Genomic DNA, 22,519 nt, shown 5'->3' on the forward strand with positions numbered 1-22,519 from the left:
AACAGCGAAAGTGGGAGCACCGACCCGTGTCCGTGAATGACGACATCACCCGCCTGACCACCCCGAACGTGCCTGTCGACTGGACGGACCTGGACAAGCGGGCGGTGGACACGATCCGCGTGCTCGCCGCCGAGGCCGTCCAGCGCACCGGCAACGGCCACCCCGGTACGGCGATGAGCCTCGCGCCCGTGGCGTACGCGCTGTTCCAGCGGGTCATGCGGCATGACCCGACGGACGCCGGCTGGATCGCCCGGGACCGGTTCGTGCTGTCCGCCGGCCATTCCAGCCTCACGCTCTACCTACAGCTGTTCCTCGCCGGCTACGGCCTGGAACTGGCCGACATCAAAGCGTTGCGCACCTGGGGCTCGCTCACACCTGGACACCCCGAGCACGGCCACACTCGCGGGGTGGAGATGACCACCGGGCCGCTCGGCCAGGGTCTGTCCTCCGCGGTCGGCATGGCCATCGCCGCCCGGCGGGAGCGCGGTCTGTTCGACCCGGACACCGCGCCCGGCCAGAGCCCCTTCGACCACCACATCTACGTGATCGCGTCGGACGGCGACATCGAGGAGGGCGTCACCTCCGAGGCGTCGTCGATCGCCGGGCACCAACGGCTCGGCAACCTCACGGTGATCTACGACGACAACAAGATCTCCATCGAGGACGACACCGCGATCGCCCTGTCCGAGGACACCGCCAAGCGGTACGAGGCGTACGGCTGGCACGTGCAGGTCGTCGAGAGCGGCGAGAACGTCACCGGCATCCTGGCCGCCCTGGCCAACGCCAAGGCGGAGACCGAGCGCCCGTCGTTCATCGTGCTGCGCACGATCATCGGCTACCCGGCGCCGACCAAGATGAACACCGGCAAGGCGCACGGCGCCGCGCTGGGCGCCGACGAGGTCCGGGCCACCAAGGAGATCCTCGGCTTCGACCCGGACCAGGACTTCGCGGTCGAGCCTGAGGTCCTGGCGCACGCCCGCGAGGTGGTCCAGCGGGGCGCCGCCGCGCACGCCGAGTGGCAGCCGACGTTCGACGCGTGGGCCGCGGCCAACCCGGAGCGCAAGGCGCTGCTGGACCGGCTGACCGCCCGGCAGCTGCCCGAGGGCTGGGACGCGAAGGTGCCGAGCTGGGAGCCGGACCCGAAGGGCCTGGCCACCCGCAAGGCCTCCCAGGAGGTGCTCAACGCGCTGGCCGACACCCTGCCCGAGCTGTGGGGCGGGTCGGCCGACCTGGCCGAGAGCAACAACACCACGATGAAGGGCGCGGACTCGTTCGGCCCGACCGACACGTCCACCAAGGAGTGGAACGCCAACCCGTACGGCCGGACGCTGCACTTCGGCATCCGCGAGCACGCGATGGGCGCGATCCTCAACGGCATCTCGCTGCACGGCCCGACCCGGCCGTACGGCGGTACGTTCCTGGTGTTCAGCGACTACATGCGGCCGGCGGTCCGGTTGGCCGCGCTGATGAAGACGTCCGCGATCTACGTGTGGACGCACGACTCGATCGGCCTCGGCGAGGACGGCCCGACGCACCAGCCGGTCGAGCACCTGGCCGCGTTGCGGGCGATCCCGGGCCTGACCGTCGTCCGCCCGGGTGACGCGAACGAGACGGCCGCCGCGTGGAAGACCGCCATCCAGCGCCCCGACGGCCCGATCGGTCTGACGTTGACCAGGCAGAACCTGCCCGTCCTCGAAGGCACCGACCCGGCCGGCGTGGCCAAGGGCGGTTACGTGCTCGCGGACGCGTCCACCGGCGACGTGCAGGTAGTGCTCATCGCCACAGGCTCGGAACTGCAGCTGGCGGTCGAGGCGCGGAAGGTCCTTGAGGCCGACGGTGTTGGAACACGTGTGGTCTCAATGCCGTCCGTGGAGTGGTTCGACGCCCAGGACGCCGCGTACCGCGACCAGGTCATCCCACCGTCGGTGCGGGCGCGGGTCTCGGTGGAGGCCGGCATCGCCCAGCCGTGGCACCGCTTCCTCGGTGACGCCGGCGAGGCCATCTCGATCGAACACTTCGGCGCGTCCGCCGACTTCCAGACCTTGTTCCGCGAGTTCGGTTTCACGACCGAGGCCGTTGTCGACGCGGCACGGCGCTCGCTTGCGCGAGTGGAGGAGTCCAAATGAGTAACCAGAAACTGAACGACCTGTCCGCCGCCGGTGTCTCCATCTGGCTGGACGACCTGTCCCGGGAGCGGCTGACCACCGGCAACCTGGCCGAGCTGGTCCGGGACTGGAACGTCGTCGGCGTGACGACCAACCCGACGATCTTCGCCAACGCGCTCAGCAACGGCGAGGCGTACGACGAGCAGGTCCGCGAGTTGGCGGCGCGGAACGCGTCGGTGGACGCGACCATCCGCGAGATCACCACGACGGACGTGCGCAACGCGTGCGACCTGTTCCGGGACATCTACAACGCGACCGACGGCGTCGACGGCCGGGTGTCGATCGAGGTCGACCCGCGGCTGGCGCACGACACCGAGCGGACCGTCGCCGAGGCGCAGGACCTGTGGAAGACGGTCGACCGGCCGAACCTGTACATCAAGATCCCGGCGACGCTGGCCGGTATTCCGGCGATCACCGCGACCCTCGCCGAGGGTATCGACGTGAACGTGACGCTGATCTTCTCGATCGAGCGCTACCGGCAGGTGATGGACGCGTTCATCGCCGGCATCGAGCAGGCCAGGGCGAACGGGCACGACGTCGCGAAGATGCACTCGGTGGCGTCGTTCTTCGTGTCCCGTGTGGACACCGAGATCGACAGGCGGATCGACAAGGCCGACACGGTCGAGCTGAAGGCCCTCCGTGGCCAGGCCGCCATCGCCAACGCCCGGCTCGCGTACGCCGCCTACGAGGAGGCGTTCTCCACCGACCGCTGGAAGGCGCTCGGCGCTCGGGCGCAACGTCCCTTGTGGGCGTCCACCGGGGTGAAGGACCCGACCTACTCGGACACCCGGTACGTGGACGAACTGGTCGCGCCCAACACGGTCAACACGATGCCGGAGAAGACCCTGCGGGCGACCGCCGACCACGGCAAGATTGACGGCGACAAGGTTTCCGGCACCGCGGAGCAGGCTCAGGAGGTCTTCGACGCGCTCTCGGACGCGGGCATCGACCTGGACGACGTGTTCAAGGTGCTCGAGGACGAGGGTGTGGACAAGTTCGAGAAGTCCTGGGCCGAGCTGCTGGCGACCGTGACCGGCCAACTGACCAAGACAGCGTCCGATTCCAACAGGGGCTGAGCCGACATATGAGTGAGATCTCAGTGGAGATCGTCGACTCGAAGCTCGCCGAAGAGGCGGCTTCGCTGGTCGAGACGCTGGTGGCGGACCGGGTCGCCAGCCGGATCACCGCCCAGGATCCGACGCTGTGGGGACCGGACGCCGAGTCGGAGGCGGCGATCCGGCTGTCGTGGGTGACGTTGCACGAGTCCTCCCGGTCGTTGCTGGCGGAGATCGACGCGCTGCGCGCCGATCTGCACGCGGACGGTGTGGACCGGGTGGTGCTCGCCGGGATGGGCGGTTCGTCGCTGGCCCCGGAGGTGATCACCGCGACCGCGGGGGTCCCTCTGGTGGTCCTGGACACCACCGACGCCGCACAGGTCGCCGACGCTCTGGCCGGCGACCTGTCGCGTACGGTCCTGGTGGTGTCGTCGAAGTCCGGTGGCACCGTCGAGACCGACAGCCACCGGCGGATCTTCGAGCAGGCCTTCGCGGCCGAGGGCATCGACGCGAAGTCGCGGATCGTCGTGGTGACCGACCCGGGCTCGCCGCTGCAGAAGCTGGCCGAGGACGCCGGCTACCGCAAGGTGTTCCTGGCCGACCCGCACGTCGGTGGCCGGTATTCGGCGCTGACCGCGTTCGGGCTCGTCCCGGCCGGCCTGGCCGGCGCGGACGTGGCGGCGCTGCTGGACGAGGCGGCCGCAGCGGCGGCCCTGCTGTCCCAGGACGACGGCGCCAACCCGGGCCTGCGGCTCGGCGCGGCGCTGGGGGTCCGGCACTCCGAGGGCGCCGAGAAGGTCGTCTTCGCCGACAACGGTTCGGGCATCAAGGGCTTCCCGGACTGGGTGGAGCAGCTGATCGCGGAGTCCACCGGCAAGCACGGCACCGGGTTGCTCCCGGTGGCGACCGAGGGAGTGGACGCCCCCGGATTCGCCGACGCCGGCGACGACGCCACCGCGACCGCCATCGGCTCCCCCACCGGTTCGGCGCTGGTCAGCACCTCGGGTTCGCTCGGCGGCCTGGTCCTGTTGTGGGAGTACGCGACCGCGGTGGCCGGCCGGTTGTTGGGCATCGACCCGTTCGACCAGCCGGACGTGGAGGCCGCCAAGAAGGCCGCCCGCGCCCTGCTGGACCAGCCGCCGGGGTCCGGCGACGAGACCAAGCCGTCTCTTGTGGACGGTCCGGTCGAGGTGTACGGGGACTTCGCCGGCGGCTCGCTGACCGAGGTACTGCGGTCCTTTGTGGACGCCGTGCCGGAGTTCGGCTACATCGCCGTGCAGGCCTATCTGGACCGGCTGGACGACGCGTCCGCGTCACTGCTGCGGGCCGAACTGGCCAGGCGGACCGGAGTGCAGACCACGTTCGGCTGGGGACCGCGGTTCCTGCACTCCACCGGCCAGTACCACAAAGGTGGCCACCAGAACGGCGCGTTCCTGCAGATCACCGGCGCGGTCGAGGACGACCTGGACGTCCCCGACCGGCCGTACACGCTGGGCGTGCTGCAGCACGCGCAGGCACTGGGCGACGGGCAGGTGCTCGCCGAGCACAGCCGTCCGGTGCTGCGGCTGCACCTGACCGACCGGGCCGCGGGGCTGGCCCATCTCGTGAAAGCCGTGCAGGAGGTACATCGGCCGTGAGTGTGCGCAACTGGAAGAACCCGCTGCGCGACCCCCGGGACAAGCGACTGCCGCGCATCGCCGGGCCGTGCGGCCTGGTGATCTTCGGCGTGACCGGCGACCTGTCGCGCAAAAAGCTGATGCCGGCCATCTACGACCTGGCCAACCGGGGCCTGCTGCCGCCGGGTTTCGCGCTGACCGGCTTCGCCCGCCGCGACTGGGAGAACGAGGACTTCGCCCAGGTCGTCTACGAGGCGGTCAAGCAGCACGCGCGAACCCCGTTCCGCCAGGAGGTCTGGGACCGGCTGGCCGAGGGCATCAGGTTCGTGCAGGGGACGTTCGACGACGACGACGCGTTCGACCGGCTCGCCGAGACGGTCAGGGAACTGGACGAGCAGCGCGGCACCGGCGGGAACCACGCGTTCTACCTGTCCATCCCGCCGGGCGCGTTCCCGGTGGTGTGCAAGCAACTCGCGCGGTCCGGACTGGCCAGTCAGGACGGTGACAGCTGGCGGCGCGTGGTCATCGAGAAGCCGTTCGGGCACGATCTGCGTAGTGCCCGCGAACTGAACCAGATCGTCAACGACGTCTTCCCCGAGGAGTCGGTGTTCCGCATCGACCACTACCTCGGCAAGGAGACCGTGCAGAACATGCTGGCGCTGCGGTTCGCCAACCAGATGTACGAGCCGATCTGGAACGCCAACTACGTGGACCACGTGCAGATCACCATGGCCGAGGACATCGGCCTGGGTGGTCGCGCGGGCTACTACGACGGCATCGGCGCGGCCCGGGACGTGATCCAGAACCACCTGCTGCAGCTGATGGCGTTCACCACCATCGAGGACCCGGTGTCGTTCTCGCCACGGTCGCTGCGGACCGAACGGATCAAGGTCCTGACAGCCACCACCCCGGCGAAGCCGTTCGACGAGACCACCGCGCGCGGCCAGTACGTCGGCGGCTGGCAAGGCGGCCAGAAGGTGCCGGGCCTGCTGGAGGAAGAGGGCTTCCCCAAGGACTCGGTGACCGAGACGTTCGCCGCGATCACCCTGGAGGTGAACACGCGCCGGTGGGCCGGGGTGCCGTTCTACCTGCGCACCGGCAAACGCCTGGGCCGCCGGGTCACCGAGATCGCGGTGGTCTTCAAGCGGGCGCCACACCTGCCGTTCGACCAGACGTCCACCGAGGAACTCGGCCAGAACGCCGTGGTCGTGCGGATCCAGCCGGACGAGGGCATCACCATCCGGTTCGGCTCGAAGGTACCGGGCACCACCATGGAGGTCCGGGACGTCACCATGGACTTCAGCTACGGCCGGGCGTTCACCGAGTCCTCGCCCGAGGCGTACGAGCGGCTGATCCTGGACGTGCTGCTCGGTGAACCGTCGCTGTTCCCGGTCGCCGAGGAGATCGAACGCTCGTGGGAGATCCTGGATCCGATCCTGAACCAGTGGGCGAGCAAGGGAAAGCCCGACCCGTACGCGCCGGGTGACTGGGGTCCCAAGTCGGCCGACGAGATGCTGGCCCGCACGGGCCGGACCTGGAGGCACCCGTGATCATCGACATGCCGTCGACGACCACGTCGAAGGTCAACGCCAAGATCGTGGAACTGCGCCAGACCGGCGGCGCGGTCGCCTTGGGCCGCGTGCTGACACTGGTGATCGTCACCGACGACGGCGAGAAGACCGAGGAAGCCGTCGAAGCCGCCAACGAAGCCAGCCGCGAGCACCCCTGTCGGGTGATCGTGGTGGCCCGCGGCGCCCGGAAAGCGGCGCCGCGGCTGGACGCGCAGATCCGGGTCGGCGGGGACGCCGGCGCCTCGGAGGTGGTCGTGCTGCGGCTGTACGGCGAACTGGCCGACCACGGCGACACGTGCGTGATCCCGTTGCTGCTGCCGGATTCCCCGGTGGTGGCGTGGTGGCCGTCGGAGTCACCACAGGTGCCGGCCGAAGACCCGATCGGCACGCTCGCCCACCGCCGGATCACCGACGCGGCGACGGACAAGAACCCGATCAAGGCGTTGGAACACAGGCGTGGCTCGTACTCCGACGGCGACTCGGACCTCGCCTGGACCCGGTTGACCTCGTGGCGGGCGTACCTCGCGGCAGCCCTGGACCTGCCGCCGTACGAGAAGATCACCGCCGCGACCGTGACCGGCGAAGCCGACTCACCGTCGACCGACCTCCTGGCCGCATGGCTGGCCACGTACCTGAAGATCCCGGTCCGCCGCGCCAAGGGCACCGCCCCCGGCATCAACGCGGTGACCCTGCAACGCCGGTCCGGCGCGGTCGAACTGGTCCGTCCGGACGGCAAGGTGGGCACGCTGGAACAGCCCGGCCAGCCCTCCCGCCGGGTCGCCCTCAGCCGCCGTTCGGTGACCGACTGCCTGGTGGAGGAACTGCGCCGGCTCGACCCCGACGAGGTCTACGAGGCCACCCTGAAAGGCCTGGACAAGATCACCCGAGGCCGCGCCGCCACCCCCGCGAAAACCCCGAAACCAGCCACCCGCCGCCCCGCCAAGGCCAAGTAGCGGCATCCCTCGTGAGTGGCTCCGCCACTCACGAGGGTTACCGGCCAGATGACCACGTGAGTACCGGCCAGATGACCACAAACCTACCGGCCAGATGACCATTGATCTTGGTCGTTACCGGCAGGCGGCTATCGGCTAGTTGTCGTCGCCTTGGCCTGTGGCGTGCTTTTTGGCCTGGCCGGGTGGCACTTTGTGCTTCTCCCGCACGTGTTGCAGCACTGCCAGCAGCCAGGTCGGGTCGTCGTCGGTCGCCTGGTACTGGACGGGCGCCATGGCCTGTTCGAACTCGTTGACCGGTGGCGTTACCGGGGTCTGCGATGTCGGCGCGATCCGCTCGGGCGGCGGCTCCACAGGCGGTACGGGCTGGGTTTGTGAGCTGGGCGTCGGGTTCATGTACGGGATGTTCGGCGCGGTGTTCAGAGGAGCCGCGACGACCTGTTGCAACGGGTCGTGCTCAGTTGGCTTTGGCGAGTGTGAACCGGACGAGTTGGCGATCAGCATCACCGTGGTCGCCACCACCGCGGCGGCCAGGGCCGCGACCAGGACTGTCCGGGTCTGCCTGCGGGCTTTCGCCGAGTCGCCGCGCAGTAGGTCGGCGCAGGCGGCCGCGTCCGGCCGGACAGCGGGGTCGGTCGCGGTCATCACGCCCAGCGCCGCGGCGAACGGCAGGTCCTCCGGGATGGTCGGCGGGTGGGTGAGCCGGAACCGGATGGACGCGATGTCGGTGCCCGGGTACTGGGTCCGGCCGGTCAGGGCTTCGAGCAGGACCAGACCGAGCGCGTAGATGTCCGCTTCGGGCGCCGGGCCGGCACCCTCGACCTGCTCGGGCGCCATGTACGCGGGTGTCGGCGTCTCGGCGATGCCCAGGTGTGCCAGGTACGGCTCGTCGCCGGGGCCGAGCAATATGTTGCCAGGACTGACATCTCGGTGCACCACGTCATGGGAATGCGCGTACGCCAACGCTTTCGCCAGCTGCACGCCGATCGGGCCGACCAGTTCGGCGGGCAGCGGGCCGTCGGTGAGCCGTGCCTTGAGGGTTGCGCCTGCGATGAACTCGGCCACCAGGAACGGTTCGCCGTCGGCGTTTCCGGCGTCCAGAACCCGCACCAGTCCGGGATGTGCCAGGTCGACCAGTTCGGCCGCGCGCGCGGCCACCTGGTCGGACCCGTCCGGTGGCGGGAACACCCGGACCGCGACCACCCGTTTCAGGTGCAGGTCCCACCCGCGCGTCATCCGGCTGCCCAACGGGGTGATCAACCGGTACCGACCGGCGAGCACCCTGATCCCCGACTCCTCGGACATCCTTCGACGCTAGGCCACCCGACCGGTCGCGCACACCGTTATGCACCCAACTCAATCGACCTTCGCCGCGGCCGCCTTGTCCAGCAGCCACAAGGTTCGGCGCTGTCCGATGGCGCCCGCGGCGGGGATCCGCACCTCGCTCGCGCCGCCCAGGGCCTCGCCGACCGCGTCGGCCTTCGCGTCACCCGTGGTGAGCAGCCAGACCTCGCCGGCCCGGCGGATCTCCGGCAACGTCAACGACACCCGGGTCGGCGGCGGCTTGGGGCAGTCGCGGACGGCCACCACGGTCCGCTCGGTCTCGTACACCGCCGGGGACTCCGGGAAGATCGACGCGGTGTGGCCTTCCTCGCCGACGCCCAGCAACAGCACGTCGAAAGGCGCCCCGAGCTGAGTCGCGTACGCCTCGGCCGCGCGGTCCGGGTCGTCGCCGAACCGCCCGTCCGACGGCTCCATGGCGTGCACCTGCGACGGGTGCACCGGGAGGTGGTCGAGCAGGGCAGCGCGGGCCTGGGTCTCGTTGCGGTCCGGGTGCCCGGCGGGCAGGAACCGTTCGTCACCCCAGTAGAAGTCGACCCGCGACCAGTCCACCGCGTCCCGCGCGGGCTCGGCCAGCAGGTGCGACAGCACCGCGATGCCGGTCCGGCCACCCGTCAGCACCAGCGACGCCGAGCGCTTCTCAGCCTGGACGTCGACGAGCGTGGTCACCAAACGAGCGGCGGTGGCCGCGGCGAGCAGGTCCGGATTGGCGTGGACGACGACCTGTGTCATGCGGTCATCCTGCCTCAGCGGCGCGGCAGCCGCCCATCGCGGTCCACCCGCACGAACGGCTCCCGAACCGCCGGATACACCAGGGAACCGTAGGCGGACGGGCGGCGGAAACTGTCGCCGTGGATCTCCTGGCCGCGGTACTCCGCGAGCGCGTCGAGGTCGAAGACGGCCGGGTAGATCCCCTCCCGCTCACCGGCCTCCACCACCAGCATGTCCCGGGAGTCGTCGTCGGTGAACGCGATCCCGTCGTACGCGACCGAATGCCCCATCCACGGGCCGGCGTAGTTGGCCATCGCCACCGCGACCATGTTCTCGAACGCCCGCGCCCGGAACTGGCTGAGCCGGTTGATCTCGATATCGCACGCGTTCGGTGTCAGGATCAGCTCGGCGCCGGCCAGCATCAACGCGCGGGCGCTCTCCGGGAATTCGCGGTCGTAGCAGATCATCGCGCCGACGACCACCTCGCCGTTTCGAGTGTCCAAAGTGGCCACTGGGAACTCGTCGCCAGGCACGAGCGATGACTCGTGCGGGCTGGCCGCGACCGTGTGCACCTTCGAGTACTTCAGCACGATCTCGCCGTGCCGGTCGATCAGCGCCACACTGTTGCGCGGCCCGTCCTCCAGGAACGTCACCGCGATCGCCATGTCCAGCTCGCGAGCCAGCGCCTGGAACTGCCGGACGAAGTCGGAGTCGACCGAGATCGCCAGGTCCGCCCACACCGGCGCCAGATCCGGCGCCTCGTCGTCGCCCCACTGGCCCGGCGAACGGTAGTGCCCCCAGAAGTCCGGCGTCCCGTTGGACTTGTAGCCGACGTTCCACATCTCCGGGAACAACGCGATGTCCGCACCCATCGCCGCCGCCTGACGACACGCCTTCGTCCCTCTGGTGAGGTAGTCCGTTGGTTCCGGAGCGAGTTGCAGCAATGCGACCGTGAGCATGGCACCGATCATGCCAAAGAGGGCGAACCGGTTTGTCCGGTTCGCCCTCTCCGACGGGATCTCACGCTGCGATCGCGGCCGCCGCGGTCGCCGGCACCAACGCCCGGTCCAGCACCTCACGCACGTCCGTGACCAGGTGCACGTCCAGCTGCTTGAGCACCGACTCCGGCACGTCCTCCAGGTCCGGCTCGTTGCGCTTGGGCAGCAGGATCGTGGTCAGTCCGGCCCGGTGGGCGGCGAGCAGCTTCTGCTTCACGCCACCGATCGGCAGCACCCGGCCGGTCAGCGACACCTCACCGGTCATCGCGACCTCCGAACGCACCGGACGCCCGGACAGCAGTGACGCCAACGCGGTCGTCATGGTGACCCCCGCGCTCGGGCCGTCCTTCGGGACCGCGCCCGCCGGCACGTGCACGTGGATGTTGCGCTCGGACAGGTCACCCACCGGCAGTTCCAGCTCGGCGCCGTGCGACCGCAGGTACGACAGGGCGATCTGCGCCGACTCCTTCATCACGTCGCCCAGCTGACCGGTCAACGTGACCCCGGTGTGCCCGGTTTCCTTGTCCGCCAAGGAAGCCTCGACGAACAGCACATCGCCGCCGACTCCGGTCACGGCCAGGCCCGTCGCCACACCGGGCACCGACGTCCGCTCGGCGGACTCCGGCTTGTGCTTCGGGCTGCCCAGGTACCCCTTCAGGTCACCCGGACCGACGTGCAGGCTCTCCGCCTTCTCGTCGACGGCGAGTCTGGTCGTGACCTTCCGCAGCACCCGAGCGATCGCGCGCTCCAGCTGCCGCACACCGGCTTCACGGGTGTACTCGCCGGCCAGCAGGCGCAGGGCCTCGTCGTCGACCGTGACCTCGTCGGTGGTCAGGCCGGCGCGGTCCAGTTGCCGGGGCAGCAGGTGGTCCCGGGCGATGGTGACCTTCTCGTCCTCGGTGTAGCCGTCCAGCTGCACCAGCTCCATCCGGTCCAGCAACGGCCCCGGGATGGAGTCCAGGACGTTCGCCGTGGCCAGGAACACCACGTCCGACAGGTCCAGCTCGACCTCAAGGTAGTGGTCCCGGAACGTGTGGTTCTGCGCCGGGTCCAGCACTTCCAGCAGAGCCGCGGTCGGGTCGCCGCGGTAGTCCGAGCCCACCTTGTCGACCTCGTCCAGCAGCACGACCGGGTTCATCGTGCCGGCCTCCTTGACCGCCCGCACGATCCGGCCGGGCAACGCGCCCACGTACGTCCGCCGGTGGCCACGGATCTCCGCCTCGTCCCGCACGCCACCCAGGGCGACCCGCACGAACTTGCGGCCCATCGCCCGCGCCACCGACTCACCCAGCGACGTCTTGCCGACACCGGGCGGCCCGACCAGCGCCAGCACGGCACCGCTGCGACGGCCGCCGACGACACCCAGGCCACGGTCGGCGCGACGGCGACGGACCGCCAAGTACTCGATGATCCGTTCCTTCACGTCGTCCAGGCCGGCGTGGTCGGCGTCCAGGATCGCGCGGGCGCCCGCGATGTCGTAGCTGTCCTCGGTCCGGTCGTTCCACGGCATGTCCAGGACGGTGTCCAGCCATGTCCGGATCCAGCCGACCTCGGGCGACTGCTCGGCGGTCCGCTCCAGCTTGTCCACCTCGGCCATGGCCGCCTTGTGGACCTTCTCCGGCAGGTCCGCGGCCTCGACGCGGGCGCGGTAGTCCTGCTCCTCGGACGCGGGCTTGCCGTCCAGCTCGGCCAGCTCCTTGCGGATCGCGGCCAGCTGCTGGCGCAGCAGGAACTCCCGCTGCTGGCGTTCCACACCCTCCTTGACGTCCTTGTTGATGGTCTCGGCCACGTCCAGCTCGGCCAGGTGCTCCTGGCCCCAGGTGACGAGCTTCGCCAGCCGCTCGGTGACCTCGGGGGTCTCCAGCAGCCACAGCTTCTGCTCCTCGTCCAGGTACGGCGCGTAGCCCGCCAGGTCGGCCAGCGCGGCCGGGTCGGTGACCTGCTTGACCTGGTCGATCACCTGCCACGCGCCCCGGCGCTGCAGGATCGCGGTGACCAGGTTCTGGTACTCCTTGGCCAGCTCACGGGCCCGCTCGTCGACCGACTCGGCCAGCACGGTCGCCTCGACCCACAGGGCGGCTCCCGGCCCGGTCGTGCCGGCGCCGATCCGCGCCCGGGTCACCCCCCGGACCACGGCGGCCTGCTCCCCACCGGGCAGCCGGCCGATCTGTTCGATCTCGCCCACTGTCCCCGCTTTGGCGTACTTCCCGTCCAGGCGCGGCACCAGCAGCAGTTGGGACTGGTTCGCCGCCTGCGCCGCGTCGACGGCCGCCCGGGCCTCGGCCTCGGCGAGGCGCACCGGAACGACCATCCCGGGCAGCACAACGATGTCGTCCAGCGGCAGAACCGGAAGGTTCAACGTCTCGCTCACGGCTGTCACATCCTCAAGTAACAAGATTGAGTCTGACTAGCTCAACTACGAGACCCATCGAATGATTCCGGCGTTCGCTCCCAGCGATCAGCGCAGGACGAAGAAGACGAACTGAGGCAGCCGCGTGAGGTGTTCGTGGCCGCTCGGGTCCGCGGTGGCCATCTCGGGCAGCGGATCGGGCTCCTCGATGACGTCCACCGTGAACCCGGCCGCCCGGAACGCCCGGAACATGTCGCGCAACGGCCGGTGCCAGAAGCGCATGTGCATGGTGCGCCCACCGCGCTGCCAGTCCTCGGTGAACGTGTACGTGGCGAAGTAGTCGTCGGTGCGGCCGATCCGCAGCCCCATGAACGGGTGGTGGGTGGACATCACCAGCCGCCCACCCGGGACGAGCACCCGGCGGAACTCCCGCAGCGTCGGCCCCCAGTCCCGCAGGTAGTGCATGACCAGCGACGACATCACCATGTCGAAGCTGTCGTCCGCGAAGTCCAACGGCTGTGCCAGGTCGGCCCGCCGCAAGGGCACCGACGGCCCGACGCGGTCCCGCGCGAGATCGAGGAGTTCCTGGCTGAGGTCGATTCCGGTGACCGCCGCGCCACGTTCGATCAACTCGGCGGCGTGCAGCCCAGGGCCGCACCCGGCGTCAAGGACACGCAACCCACGCACATCCCCGGCCAACGCCAGAATCGCGGGCCGCTCGTACAGGGCGTTGAATGACTTGGTTTCGCTGCTGTGGGCGTAGGCACGCGCGAAACCGCTGTAGTCGTTGTACTTGGTCTCCCCCACGCTGCCACGGTACGCCAGGCGCCCTGCGGACGCCTGGCGTATTACGTGTCAGCGCAGGCCGTTGCGGCGGGCCACCGCGACCAGCAGCGCGGGGTCGTCGGAGATGATCCCGGTGACACCGAGGTCGATCACGTGCTGCATGGTCGCCTCATCGTCCACTGTGTACGGAACAGTCTTGATGCCGTACCTGGTCAGCAGGGTCGGGGCGTCCGGCCCGAAGTAGTACGCCGGGTCGGTGCGCAGGTACCAGTCCGCGTTCGGCGCCTTGGTCTGGTGCGGGTCGTCGACCTGCCAGTTCGGCGAGATCGCCGACGCGCCGGCGGCACGGGCGAGCTTGCCCAGGTCCTTGAACTTCCACCAGTCCAGCCCACCGGTCCACGGGCTCTGCACCGACGGGTCGCCGTACACGGCCTGCAGTGAGCACTCGTCCGCGAGGGTCTTGCACTCCTCCGGGCCGTACTGCCAGATCAACGCGACCGTGTCGATCCGCGGGTCGATCGCGTGCGACAGCCGGATCGTGCGCCAGTCGAACGACTGGATCGTCGCCCGGTGCGCGAAGCCGGCCGCCTCGATCGCGCCGACCAGCTGGAAGGTGAACTGCCAGTAGGACGCGGTCTCCTGCGGCGCGATCGGGCTGAGCTTGGTCTCGATGTTCATCGCGACGTCGGTGCGGCCGCTCGACTTCACCAGGTCGAACACCTCGGCCAGGGTCGGGATGCGGGTCCCGGGGAACGCCACCTGCTTCGGGAAGTCCGGCAGCGTCTTGGTGCCGCAGTCCACGGTCTTGACCTGCGCCAGGGTCAGCTGGCGGAGGAACTTGCCGACGTACGGGAACAGCGGGTCGCCCGGCCTGGCGGGTTTGGTGTCGATACAGTGCGCGCCGTTGATGAACCGGTCGTGGTTCACCACCATGACGTTGTCCTTGGTGATGCCGATGTCCATCTCCAACGTGGACACATCGGGCAGGCCGAGCGCGTAACTGAAGGACACCAGGGTGTTCTCTGGACGAAGGGCACGGCCACCGCGGTGGGCCTGGATGTCCAACGGCGACGCGTAGCCGCGCGGCAGCCGGAACCCGCGTGACTGCAGCACGGTCCGCAGCACGTCCGGGTAGTCGGTGATCAGGCCGTCCACGCCGTCGTCGATGAGCTTGTTCATGGTGGGCACGTCGTCGACGGTCCACGGGATGACCTTGATGCCGTTGTCGTGAGCGTGCCGGACCATGTCCTTGGTGACGTACGGGACATAGCCCGGGTCGCCGACGTGCCCGCCCTGCGGGGTGCCGTGCACTGGCGAGAACGCGTACGCCCCGAACGACTTGATGGCCGCGATCGGGTCGCCGCCGAAGTCGTCGATGTCCAGGCCGCCCAGCCACGGCGACCGGCCCGGCTGGCCGGTCTGCAGGAAGTCGATGTTGGTCAGCGCGACCAGCGGCAGCTTCGGGTCGACCTGGCGCATCCGGATCAGCGAACCCCAGTCGAACGACTGGATGGTGACCCGGCGCTCGAACCCGGCCTTCCGGATCTCCGCCGCCGCGACCTGCACGAACTGTTCCCGAGGCGCGGTCTCCTGCGGCGCGCCGGCCTCCACCTTGGTCTCGACGTTCAGCCGCACGTCGTCCGCGCGATACTTCTTCACCAGGTCGAACACCTGGCTCAGCAGCGGCATCCGGGAGCCGGGCGAGATCACCTGGTTGGGGAAATCACGCAGCTTCTTCGAGCCGCAGTCCAGGGTCTCGACCTGCGCGAACGTCAGGTCCTTCACGTACTTGCCGACGTACGGGAACAGTGGGTCGCCCGCGGTGACCGGCTGGGTGTCCAGGCACTTGCTCCCGTCCACCTTCCGGTCGTGCGTCACCACCGCCTGACCGTCCTTGGTGATCTGCAGGTCCAGCTCCAGCGTGCGCACGCCGAGCCGGATCGCGTTGCCGAACGAGCTCAGCGTGCTCTCCGACCGCAGGCCGATACCGCCGCGATGGGCCTCTAGATCAAAGTCACCACGCCAGGGGTGGGCCTGGGCCGGCGCCGCCGTCACCAGGCCGGCCACCACGGCGATGGTGGTCAAGCTTCCGATCCGTCTCCTCATGGGCCGGATGCTTTCAACAGGATGTGACGGGCAGCCCACGGTTCAGCCAACTCTCGGCGCTGAACTGCCAAGTTGCTCGACTTGGTCGTTCACACCGAGTCGCGTTCACCGTGCACCGCTGGCTGCAGGCGCTCGGGACGCATCCACTCACCCTCAGGTGGGTGCGGGTGTGTTGGCGAACACCCACGCGCGCCGTGCCCGGTTTCGGACGTTGACGGCGGCGACGTGGTCGGCTGGGCCAGCGAGACCGCACCGACGACAACAGAAATCGCCCCTGGCAGGACGGTTGTTCCGCGCGGTGTGCCCGCATCGCGGACACATCTGCGACGTGTAATGCGCACTCACCAAGATCACCGGCACGCCGGCGCGGCGGGCTTTGTAGGTGATCAGGTGCCCCAGGTGGTGAAATGACCAGCCCGAGAGAGTGGCCCGCTGGTCACGCGGGAGCCGTACCCGGTCGCGGATCCCCCGGAGTTCTTCCAGGGCGATCCCGCGCACGGTGCGTTGCGCGACGGCCACTATCTCCTTCGACACCTTGTGATTGACATGACTCGCGTGCCGCGCCTCCCGACGCGTACGTCGCTTCAGACGTCGCGCAGCGGAGCGGGTGCCTTTGGCTTGGAGTTCAGCTCTCTTGCGCGCCGCCCACCGGCGGTATCTGAGAAGGCGGCGCCCCTGATGGTCATGCCCATCGCTGGTGGTGGCGATATGCACGATTCCCCGGTCGACACCGATCCAGTCGGTAGGGCTGACCTGGTCGGCCTCCGGTACCTCGCAGGTAGTGAGGAGCAACCACATGCCATCCCGGCACACCAGGTCGGTTTCTCCTCGCCGATACCGCCGAAGGACCTCGACCTGGTTAGGGTGTCCGGCATACCGCACGTGTTTGAGCCGCCCGTTCACCGTCCAGATCGAAACCGTGCTTCTGTCGTGCTGCCAAGAGAGGCATCTGTCGTCAAACGGATGCGCAGCTGTCACACGGAAGGTGACTGGCACCGCCTCGGCCTTTGCGCGTCGCTCAGAGTTTCGGCTGTCCTTCTCGCCGGCACAGAAAGACGCCCGGAACGAGGTGTAGGCGTTGACAACCTTCTTGATCACGTGCTGCGCGGCTTGCGCTCCCAACCCACGATCCTTCAGGTTGCCGTAGGTGTGCTTCCGCAGCGCGTACTCGTGAAACGTCCTGCGCTCGAACGCGACCTGCGACACCCAGTTCGCTGCTTCGTTACAGGACCGCAGCGTGGACGCCAAAGCCGCCGCTTGGGCGGCATCCGGCAGCAGCCTGACCTGCACGACCAGCTTCACGTGATCATCGTGGCATGGATCACCAGGATCGGATCGCGGCTTTGACCTCCACGATCGGGTGATCGACATCCTTCATTCAATGTTTCATCGGACTACCCCGAAAGGCGGTTTGCGCGGTAACCCATCACCGGGTTGGCTGTCATCCCGTAAACTATTCACAGGCTTGTGGGAGTCCTTGTGTCACTCAGACGTGCCCTCATCGCCGTACCGCCGTTACTCCTGTTGGGGCTGGCCGCCCCTGTTTCCGCAGCTCCCCTGTTCGACGTCCCCGGGGTGGCGTCGACTGTCAGTGCCGTCGATCCGGCGCACCGGATCGAGACCGCCCGCACCACCCGGCCGGTGGCGCCGGGGGTCAGTTTGAGTTCGTTCGACTGGTACGAGTCCGGTGCCGCCGGGGGCTGGGTCCGCGGCGACTCGCTCACGGTGGACCTGGGGGCCGGGACCACCATCGACTACCTCTCCCCGGGTCATGTGACCGAGGCCGCGCCGGTGTCCGCCCAGGCCGGCGCGAAGCACGCGGTCGCGGCGATCAACGGGGACTTCTTCGACATCAACAACTCCGACGCGCCGGAAGGTGTCGGCGTGCAGTCCGGCACGCTGGTGAAGTCGCCGGAGTCCGGGCACAACCGGGCGGTCGGCATCGACGCGGCCGGTATCGGCCGGGTGATGGAGATGTTCTTCGACGGCACGCTCACGCTGCCGGCCGGCACCGCGAAGCTGTCCCAGTTGAACAGCGCCCGGATCGACCAGGACGGCATCGGCGTGTTCAACCCGATGTGGGGCACGTACTCCCGGGACCGCGCCACCCAAGGGGCCGGTAGGACGGCCGAGGTGCTGGTGGTCAACGACGTGGTGACCGACGTCCGGGCCAAGGCGGGCGCGGACCCGATCCCCGCCAACGGATACGCCCTGGTCGGCCGAGAGGCGGGCGCCGACACCCTGGCCGGGCTGCATGTGGGTGACCACGTGAAGGTCGACTACTCGTCGCGGACGAGTGACGGCAGCAAGCCGCGCGCCGCGATCGGCGGCAACCAGTTGCTGATCCAGAACGGCCAGATCGTCGCGCCGGACGACCCGCTGCACCCGCGGACCGCGGTCGGGTTCTCCCAGGACGGCAAGAAGATGTTCCTGTTGACTGTGGACGGTCGGCAGGGCGCGTTCCTGCTCGGGCTGAACCTCAAGGACCTCGCGTCGGTGCTCAGGGAGATGGGCGCGTACAACGCGTTGAACCTGGACGGCGGCGGCTCCACCACGATGGTCGCCCGCGAGCCCGGCAGTGCGGCGCTGGATGTGCAGAACACGCCGTCGGACGGCTCGGAGCGGCTGGTGCCCAACGGGTTGGCCCTGTACGCGCCGGCCGGCAGCGGGAAGCTGACCGGGTTCTGGGTGCGGCCGGTGAGCGACCCGGGCAAGGCACCCGGTGCCAACACCATCCCCGGCGGCCGGCCGGACCGCGTCTTCCCCGGCCTGACCCGCCGGATGGAGGCCAATGCCTACGACGAGACCTACGGTCCGGCGAAACCGGGGCCGTTCTCCTGGCAGGCGAGGGACAACGGCTGGGTCGGCGCGGACGGCGTCTTCCACGCCACGCACAGCGGGTCCGCGAAGGTGACCGCGCGGCGCGGGAAGGTCAGCGGCGACTACACACTCACCGTGCTGGGATCCCTGGCACGGATCGCGCCGACCACGAACCGGTTGAGCCTCACCGCGTCGGGGGCGACCGGCACGGCCGGGATCGTCGGCTTCGACGACGCCGGCTTCACCGCGCCGATCGAGCCCGCGGACATCAAGCTGGACTACGACCACGACCTGCTGGACGTCACCCCGACCGCGGACGGCACCCTGCAGGTCAAGGGCCGCAAGGACCTCGGCTCGAACGTGATCACCGCGACGGTCGGCTCCCGCGTCACCAAGATCGCCGTGACGGTCGGCCTGGAAACGCGGACCATCGCCGCGTTCGACGACGGCGCCGCGTGGAAGTTCGGCTCCGCCAGGGGAACCGGCTCGGTCGCCCCGGTCCCGAACGGACACACGGGTGCCGGGTTGAAACTGTCGTACGACTTCTCGCTGTCCACCGGCACGCGCACGGCGTACGCGATCCCGCCGACGCCGATCAAGGTCGACGGCCAGCCGCTGGCGCTCGGCGCGTGGGTGTACGGCAACGGCAAGGGCGAGTGGACGGCGTTCACCGTGCTCGACAACCAGGGCTCGGCGAAGTCGCTGTACGGTCCGTACATCACGTGGACCGGCTGGAAGTACCTGGAGATCCCGGTGCCGTCGGACATGGCGTTCCCGATCTCGGTCAGCCGGTTCTACACGATCGAGACGAAGGCGAGCGCGCAGTACACCGGCGAGGTGCTGATCGACGACTTCGTCGCCAAGGTGCCGCCGTCCGTGCAGATCCCGGCCGACCCGGTGGTCCAGGACCCGGTCGTGGTGCAGGACGGGAACCTGAACGGCAAACAGTGGCGGTTCGCGGTGATGTCCGACGCCCAGTTCGTGGCCCGTGCCCCGGACAGCGACTACGTCAAGGCCGCCCGCCGCACCTTGCAGGAGATCAAGGCGCAGCGTCCGGACTTCCTGATCATCAACGGCGACTTCGTGGACGAGGCCGCGCCCGAGGATCTCGCGCTGGCGCACCGGATCCTCAACGAGGAACTCGGCGATTCACTGAAGTGGTACTACGTGCCGGGCAACCACGAGGTGATGGGGCCGGGCACGATCGACAACTTCCGGCGCGAGTTCGGCATCACGAACCAGACGTTCGACCACAACGGCACCCGGTTCGTCCTGTTGGACACGTCGTCGTTGACGATCCGGGGCGGCGGCTTCGACCAGACCGCGATGCTCAAGAAGGCACTGGACTCGGCCAGGACGGACCGGTCGGTCAACTCCGTCGTGGTGCTGGAGCACGTGCCGCCGCGGGATCCCACGCCGGAGAAGGGCAGCCAGCTGAACGACCGGATGGAGGCGGCCATGCTGGAACAGTGGCTGGCCGGTTTCCAGCGGGACACCGGCAAGGGCGCCGCGTTCGTCGGGGCGCACGTCGGCGTGTTCAACGCGTCCCATGTGGACGGTGTGCCGTACGTGATCAACGGCAACTCCGGCAAGGCCCCCGCGGGCGACAGCACCCTCGGCGGCTTCACCGGCTGGACCATGTTCGGCGTGAACGACCGTAAGGGACGGGACTGGCTCGCCGCGGAGATCCGGCCCCGGGTGGACGCGTTGACCGTCAACGCGCCCACCGTGATCGGCCTGAACGAACGCCCGAAGGTCACCGCGTCGCTCACCCAGGGCACCCGGCAGGTCCCGGTGGCGTACCCGGTGAGCTACGACTGGACGGCGTCGCCGAACGTGCTCATCGGCGACTGGCGCGACTGGCGTCCATGGGACATCGCCCGGCTCGACCCGCGGACCGGCGAGATCACCCCGCTGTGGCCGGGCACGTTCACCCTCGCGGTGACCGTCAACGGCGTGACGCAGAAGTCCACCGTGCGGATCGCCCTGCACAAGGCGGCCTGACCGGACGCGAGGGTGTCGACTTGGGGTCGACACCCTCGCGACCTACCGCGAGTAGGCTCGTGGTGGAGGTCGCGATGGATCACAGAATCACCTCGTTCAGCCGCGACGGCCTGACGTTCGACGTGGCCGACCAGGGGCCGTTGGACGGCGAGATCGTCGTGCTGCTGCACGGGTTCCCGCAGACGGCCGCGTCCTGGTCGGCGCTGGCGCCGTTGCTGCACGCCGAGGGCTACCGAACGCTCGCGCCGAACCAGCGTGGCTATTCACCCGGAGCGCGGCCACGGGGTCGACGCGCCTATCGGATGTCCGAACTCGTCGAGGACGTCCTCGCCCTGTACCGGGTGACTGGCGCGGACCGCGTGCACGTGATCGGTCACGACTGGGGTGCCGCGGTGGCGTGGATGCTGGCCGCGCGGCGACCGGAGGTGGTCGCCACCCTCACCGCGTTGTCCGTGCCGCACCCGGCCGCGTTCCTGAAGTCCATGGTGACCAGCGGCCAGGCCGTCAAGTCCTGGTACATGGTGTTCTTCCAGCTGCCCTGGCTGCCCGAACTGCTCGTGCGCCTGGCCCACCGGTACGGGCGGGACCGGGCGATCAAGGTCAACATGGCCAGCGGGCAGACCGCCGAGAACGCGGCCAGGGACATCGACTTCCTGTCCGGTTCCGGTGCCCTCACCCCAGCCATCAACTGGTACCGGGCGATGCCGCTGAGCAGCCCAGGCCAGACCAGGCAACCGGTCCGGACCCGGACCATGCTGGTCTGGGGCGATCAGGACGTCGCGCTGGGCCGCAAGGGCGCCGAACTGACCCGGGACTACGTCGCCGGGCCGTACACGTTCCACGCCCTGCCCGGGGTCGGGCACTGGATCCCGGAGCAGGTGCCCGACCAACTCGCCGAATTCCTGCGCCCGCATCTGGCCGCGGCGACCTGATCCACGCATCAGACCACCCCGAGAAAGCCGGGTGTGGGCAACCCCATCTGCGTGCAGAAGGTCTCGTTCAGGCCGAGCAGCTCCGCCATCGGCACCGGCCGCCTGCTGGTGGCGGCGAGATCGTCGTGGGCTTCCTTGGACCACAGGAACGGGACCACGGACATGCCCTGCGTCGGCGCCAGCCCGGCGACCTCGTCCTGCCAGCCAGGCCATCGCAGACCCGCGTAGAACTGTTCCAACCGGCCGGCCAGCACCCAGTCCACCCACGTGCCGTACCCCATGCCCAACGCCTCCCACTCCAGGGAGTCCGGCGCGAAGAACGCGATCTGGCCGGGCTCGCCGGGCCGGCCGGCCGACGCCGGGTCGTACCCGTTGAGCACGAACACCCCGCCGACGACGTCATGTCCGACCACGAAACCGCCCGGCGGACGCCATCCGGGATCGACCTCACCGGGAAACCGGTTGACCGTCGCCAACCCCGGCATCGCTCCCCCACCACCGCCGTAGATCCGCAACCACCCGCCGTCCACGACCACCCCACCGGTGTGCAGAACCACGGCACCGAGCACGGACCGCGCGGTCACCTGCAACTGCAGCAGGCAGGCCCGTCCCTGTTCCCCTTCGCCGGCAAGGACATCCACCCGCGCCGGACTGCTCGCGAACTCCTCCCGCAACGAAGGCCACACCGGATCATCGACGTCGACGAGCTCGCTCAGGTCACGCACTCACCGATCATTCCAGAGCGGCCCGCTCGAAGCCGTACGCGCGTTCCACCCTGGCGACTTCGATGTAGTAGTCCGCATACCACTTCCGGCGCCCAAGTCGTTGCGCCTCAATGTGTTCGGTCTGTCGTTTCCACGCGGTGATCGACTCCGCGTCGCGGTAGTAGATCACCGTGAGCTCGCGTCCGTCGGCCCCGGTCTGGGACTGCCGGCCGAGATAGCCGGGCTGCCGCACGCTCAGTTCCGCCATCCGGACCGCCATGGCGTCGTAGGCTTCCTGGTCGTCGCCGGTGAGTGCGCTGGTGATGATGACCGCATAGTACGGCGGTTCTGGCCTGGTGTTCGACACTTCCGGATCCTAGGAACCGGTCGGCGGCCCCCGCCAACGATTT

General features: G+C 69.2%; 16 protein-coding genes and 1 pseudogene. 7 read left to right on the top strand and 10 right to left on the bottom strand.

The features are described 5' to 3' along the window. Positions 1-26: 26 nt before the first annotated feature. The 5 genes from tkt to opcA are packed head-to-tail and all read left to right on the top strand — an operon-like array spanning position 27 to position 7,360. The gene (tkt, locus tag EV192_RS47085; protein ID WP_132125286.1) at positions 27-2,126 is read left to right on the top strand and encodes a transketolase; all 2,100 of its coding nucleotides are present in this window, start codon (positions 27-29) and stop codon (positions 2,124-2,126) included. Next, the gene (gene tal / locus EV192_RS47090; RefSeq protein ID WP_132125287.1) at positions 2,123-3,241 is read left to right on the top strand and encodes a transaldolase; all 1,119 of its coding nucleotides are present in this window, start codon (positions 2,123-2,125) and stop codon (positions 3,239-3,241) included. The genes tkt and tal overlap by 4 nt, the downstream gene beginning before the upstream one ends. Before the next feature lie 8 nt (positions 3,242-3,249). After that, complete coding sequence (locus EV192_RS47095; protein ID WP_132125288.1) at positions 3,250-4,857, top strand: glucose-6-phosphate isomerase; 1,608 nt, start codon at positions 3,250-3,252, stop codon at positions 4,855-4,857. Next, complete coding sequence (gene zwf / locus EV192_RS47100) at positions 4,854-6,386, top strand: glucose-6-phosphate dehydrogenase (RefSeq protein ID WP_132125289.1); 1,533 nt, start codon at positions 4,854-4,856, stop codon at positions 6,384-6,386. The genes EV192_RS47095 and zwf overlap by 4 nt, the downstream gene beginning before the upstream one ends. After that, positions 6,383-7,360, top strand: coding sequence for a glucose-6-phosphate dehydrogenase assembly protein OpcA (opcA, locus tag EV192_RS47105; protein ID WP_132125290.1), 978 nt, complete (start codon positions 6,383-6,385; stop codon positions 7,358-7,360). Before zwf ends, opcA begins: the two co-directional genes overlap by 4 nt. Positions 7,361-7,495: 135 nt before the next feature. Here the strand turns inward: opcA and EV192_RS47110 are convergent, their stop codons facing one another. From EV192_RS47110 to EV192_RS47140, 8 genes and pseudogenes are all read right to left on the bottom strand, one after another. Then, entirely contained in the window at positions 7,496-8,662 is a 1,167-nt protein-coding gene (locus EV192_RS47110; RefSeq protein WP_132125291.1) for a serine/threonine-protein kinase, read from the bottom strand. Between the two features lie 51 nt (positions 8,663-8,713). Further along, on the bottom strand, positions 8,714-9,430 hold the full coding sequence (pgl, locus tag EV192_RS47115; protein ID WP_132125292.1) for a 6-phosphogluconolactonase: 717 nt from the start codon (positions 9,428-9,430) through the stop codon (positions 8,714-8,716). 14 nt (positions 9,431-9,444) lie between these two features. Next, a complete protein-coding gene (locus tag EV192_RS47120) occupies positions 9,445-10,368 on the bottom strand; it encodes a carbon-nitrogen hydrolase family protein (protein WP_207926819.1) in 924 nt (307 codons plus the stop codon). A 61-nt stretch (positions 10,369-10,429) separates the two neighbouring features. Then, positions 10,430-12,778 (bottom strand): endopeptidase La, encoded by a 2,349-nt coding sequence (gene lon, locus EV192_RS47125; protein ID WP_132125294.1) that lies wholly within the window; start codon positions 12,776-12,778, stop codon positions 10,430-10,432. An 87-nt stretch (positions 12,779-12,865) separates the two neighbouring features. Continuing rightward, positions 12,866-13,564 (bottom strand): class I SAM-dependent methyltransferase, encoded by a 699-nt coding sequence (locus tag EV192_RS47130; protein WP_132125295.1) that lies wholly within the window; start codon positions 13,562-13,564, stop codon positions 12,866-12,868. Positions 13,565-13,612: 48 nt separating this feature from the next. Continuing rightward, entirely contained in the window at positions 13,613-14,608 is a 996-nt protein-coding gene (locus EV192_RS56505) for a glycerophosphodiester phosphodiesterase family protein (protein ID WP_279495777.1), read from the bottom strand. 9 nt (positions 14,609-14,617) lie between these two features. After that, positions 14,618-15,649 (bottom strand): annotated as a pseudogene (locus EV192_RS56510) (glycerophosphodiester phosphodiesterase family protein); the annotation flags it as partial. A 153-nt stretch (positions 15,650-15,802) separates the two neighbouring features. Next, positions 15,803-16,951 carry an RNA-guided endonuclease InsQ/TnpB family protein gene (locus tag EV192_RS47140; protein ID WP_207926821.1) on the bottom strand — a complete coding sequence of 383 codons (1,149 nt, stop codon included), beginning with the start codon at positions 16,949-16,951 and terminating at the stop codon, positions 15,803-15,805. Positions 16,952-17,128: 177 nt separating this feature from the next. On the opposite strand from EV192_RS47140, the gene EV192_RS47145 reads away from it, so the two are divergent. Together EV192_RS47145 and EV192_RS47150 are read left to right on the top strand one after the other, a co-directional pair. Further along, positions 17,129-20,473 carry a phosphodiester glycosidase family protein gene (locus EV192_RS47145; protein ID WP_243727526.1) on the top strand — a complete coding sequence of 1,115 codons (3,345 nt, stop codon included), beginning with the start codon at positions 17,129-17,131 and terminating at the stop codon, positions 20,471-20,473. 74 nt (positions 20,474-20,547) lie between these two features. Then, positions 20,548-21,405: an alpha/beta fold hydrolase gene (locus EV192_RS47150; RefSeq protein WP_132125298.1), complete on the top strand. Its 858-nt coding sequence runs from the start codon at positions 20,548-20,550 to the stop codon at positions 21,403-21,405. Between the two features lie 8 nt (positions 21,406-21,413). Here EV192_RS47150 and EV192_RS47155 read toward each other — a convergent pair whose 3' ends face one another. After that, complete coding sequence (locus EV192_RS47155; RefSeq protein WP_132125299.1) at positions 21,414-22,130, bottom strand: DUF2625 family protein; 717 nt, start codon at positions 22,128-22,130, stop codon at positions 21,414-21,416. A gap of 7 nt (positions 22,131-22,137) precedes the next feature. Further along, complete coding sequence (locus EV192_RS47160) at positions 22,138-22,476, bottom strand: antibiotic biosynthesis monooxygenase family protein (protein ID WP_132125300.1); 339 nt, start codon at positions 22,474-22,476, stop codon at positions 22,138-22,140. Positions 22,477-22,519 lie beyond the last annotated feature (43 nt).

The sequence above is a fragment of the Actinocrispum wychmicini genome (genome assembly GCF_004345645.1).
Classification (GTDB): Bacteria; Actinomycetota; Actinomycetes; order Mycobacteriales; family Pseudonocardiaceae; genus Kibdelosporangium; species Kibdelosporangium wychmicini.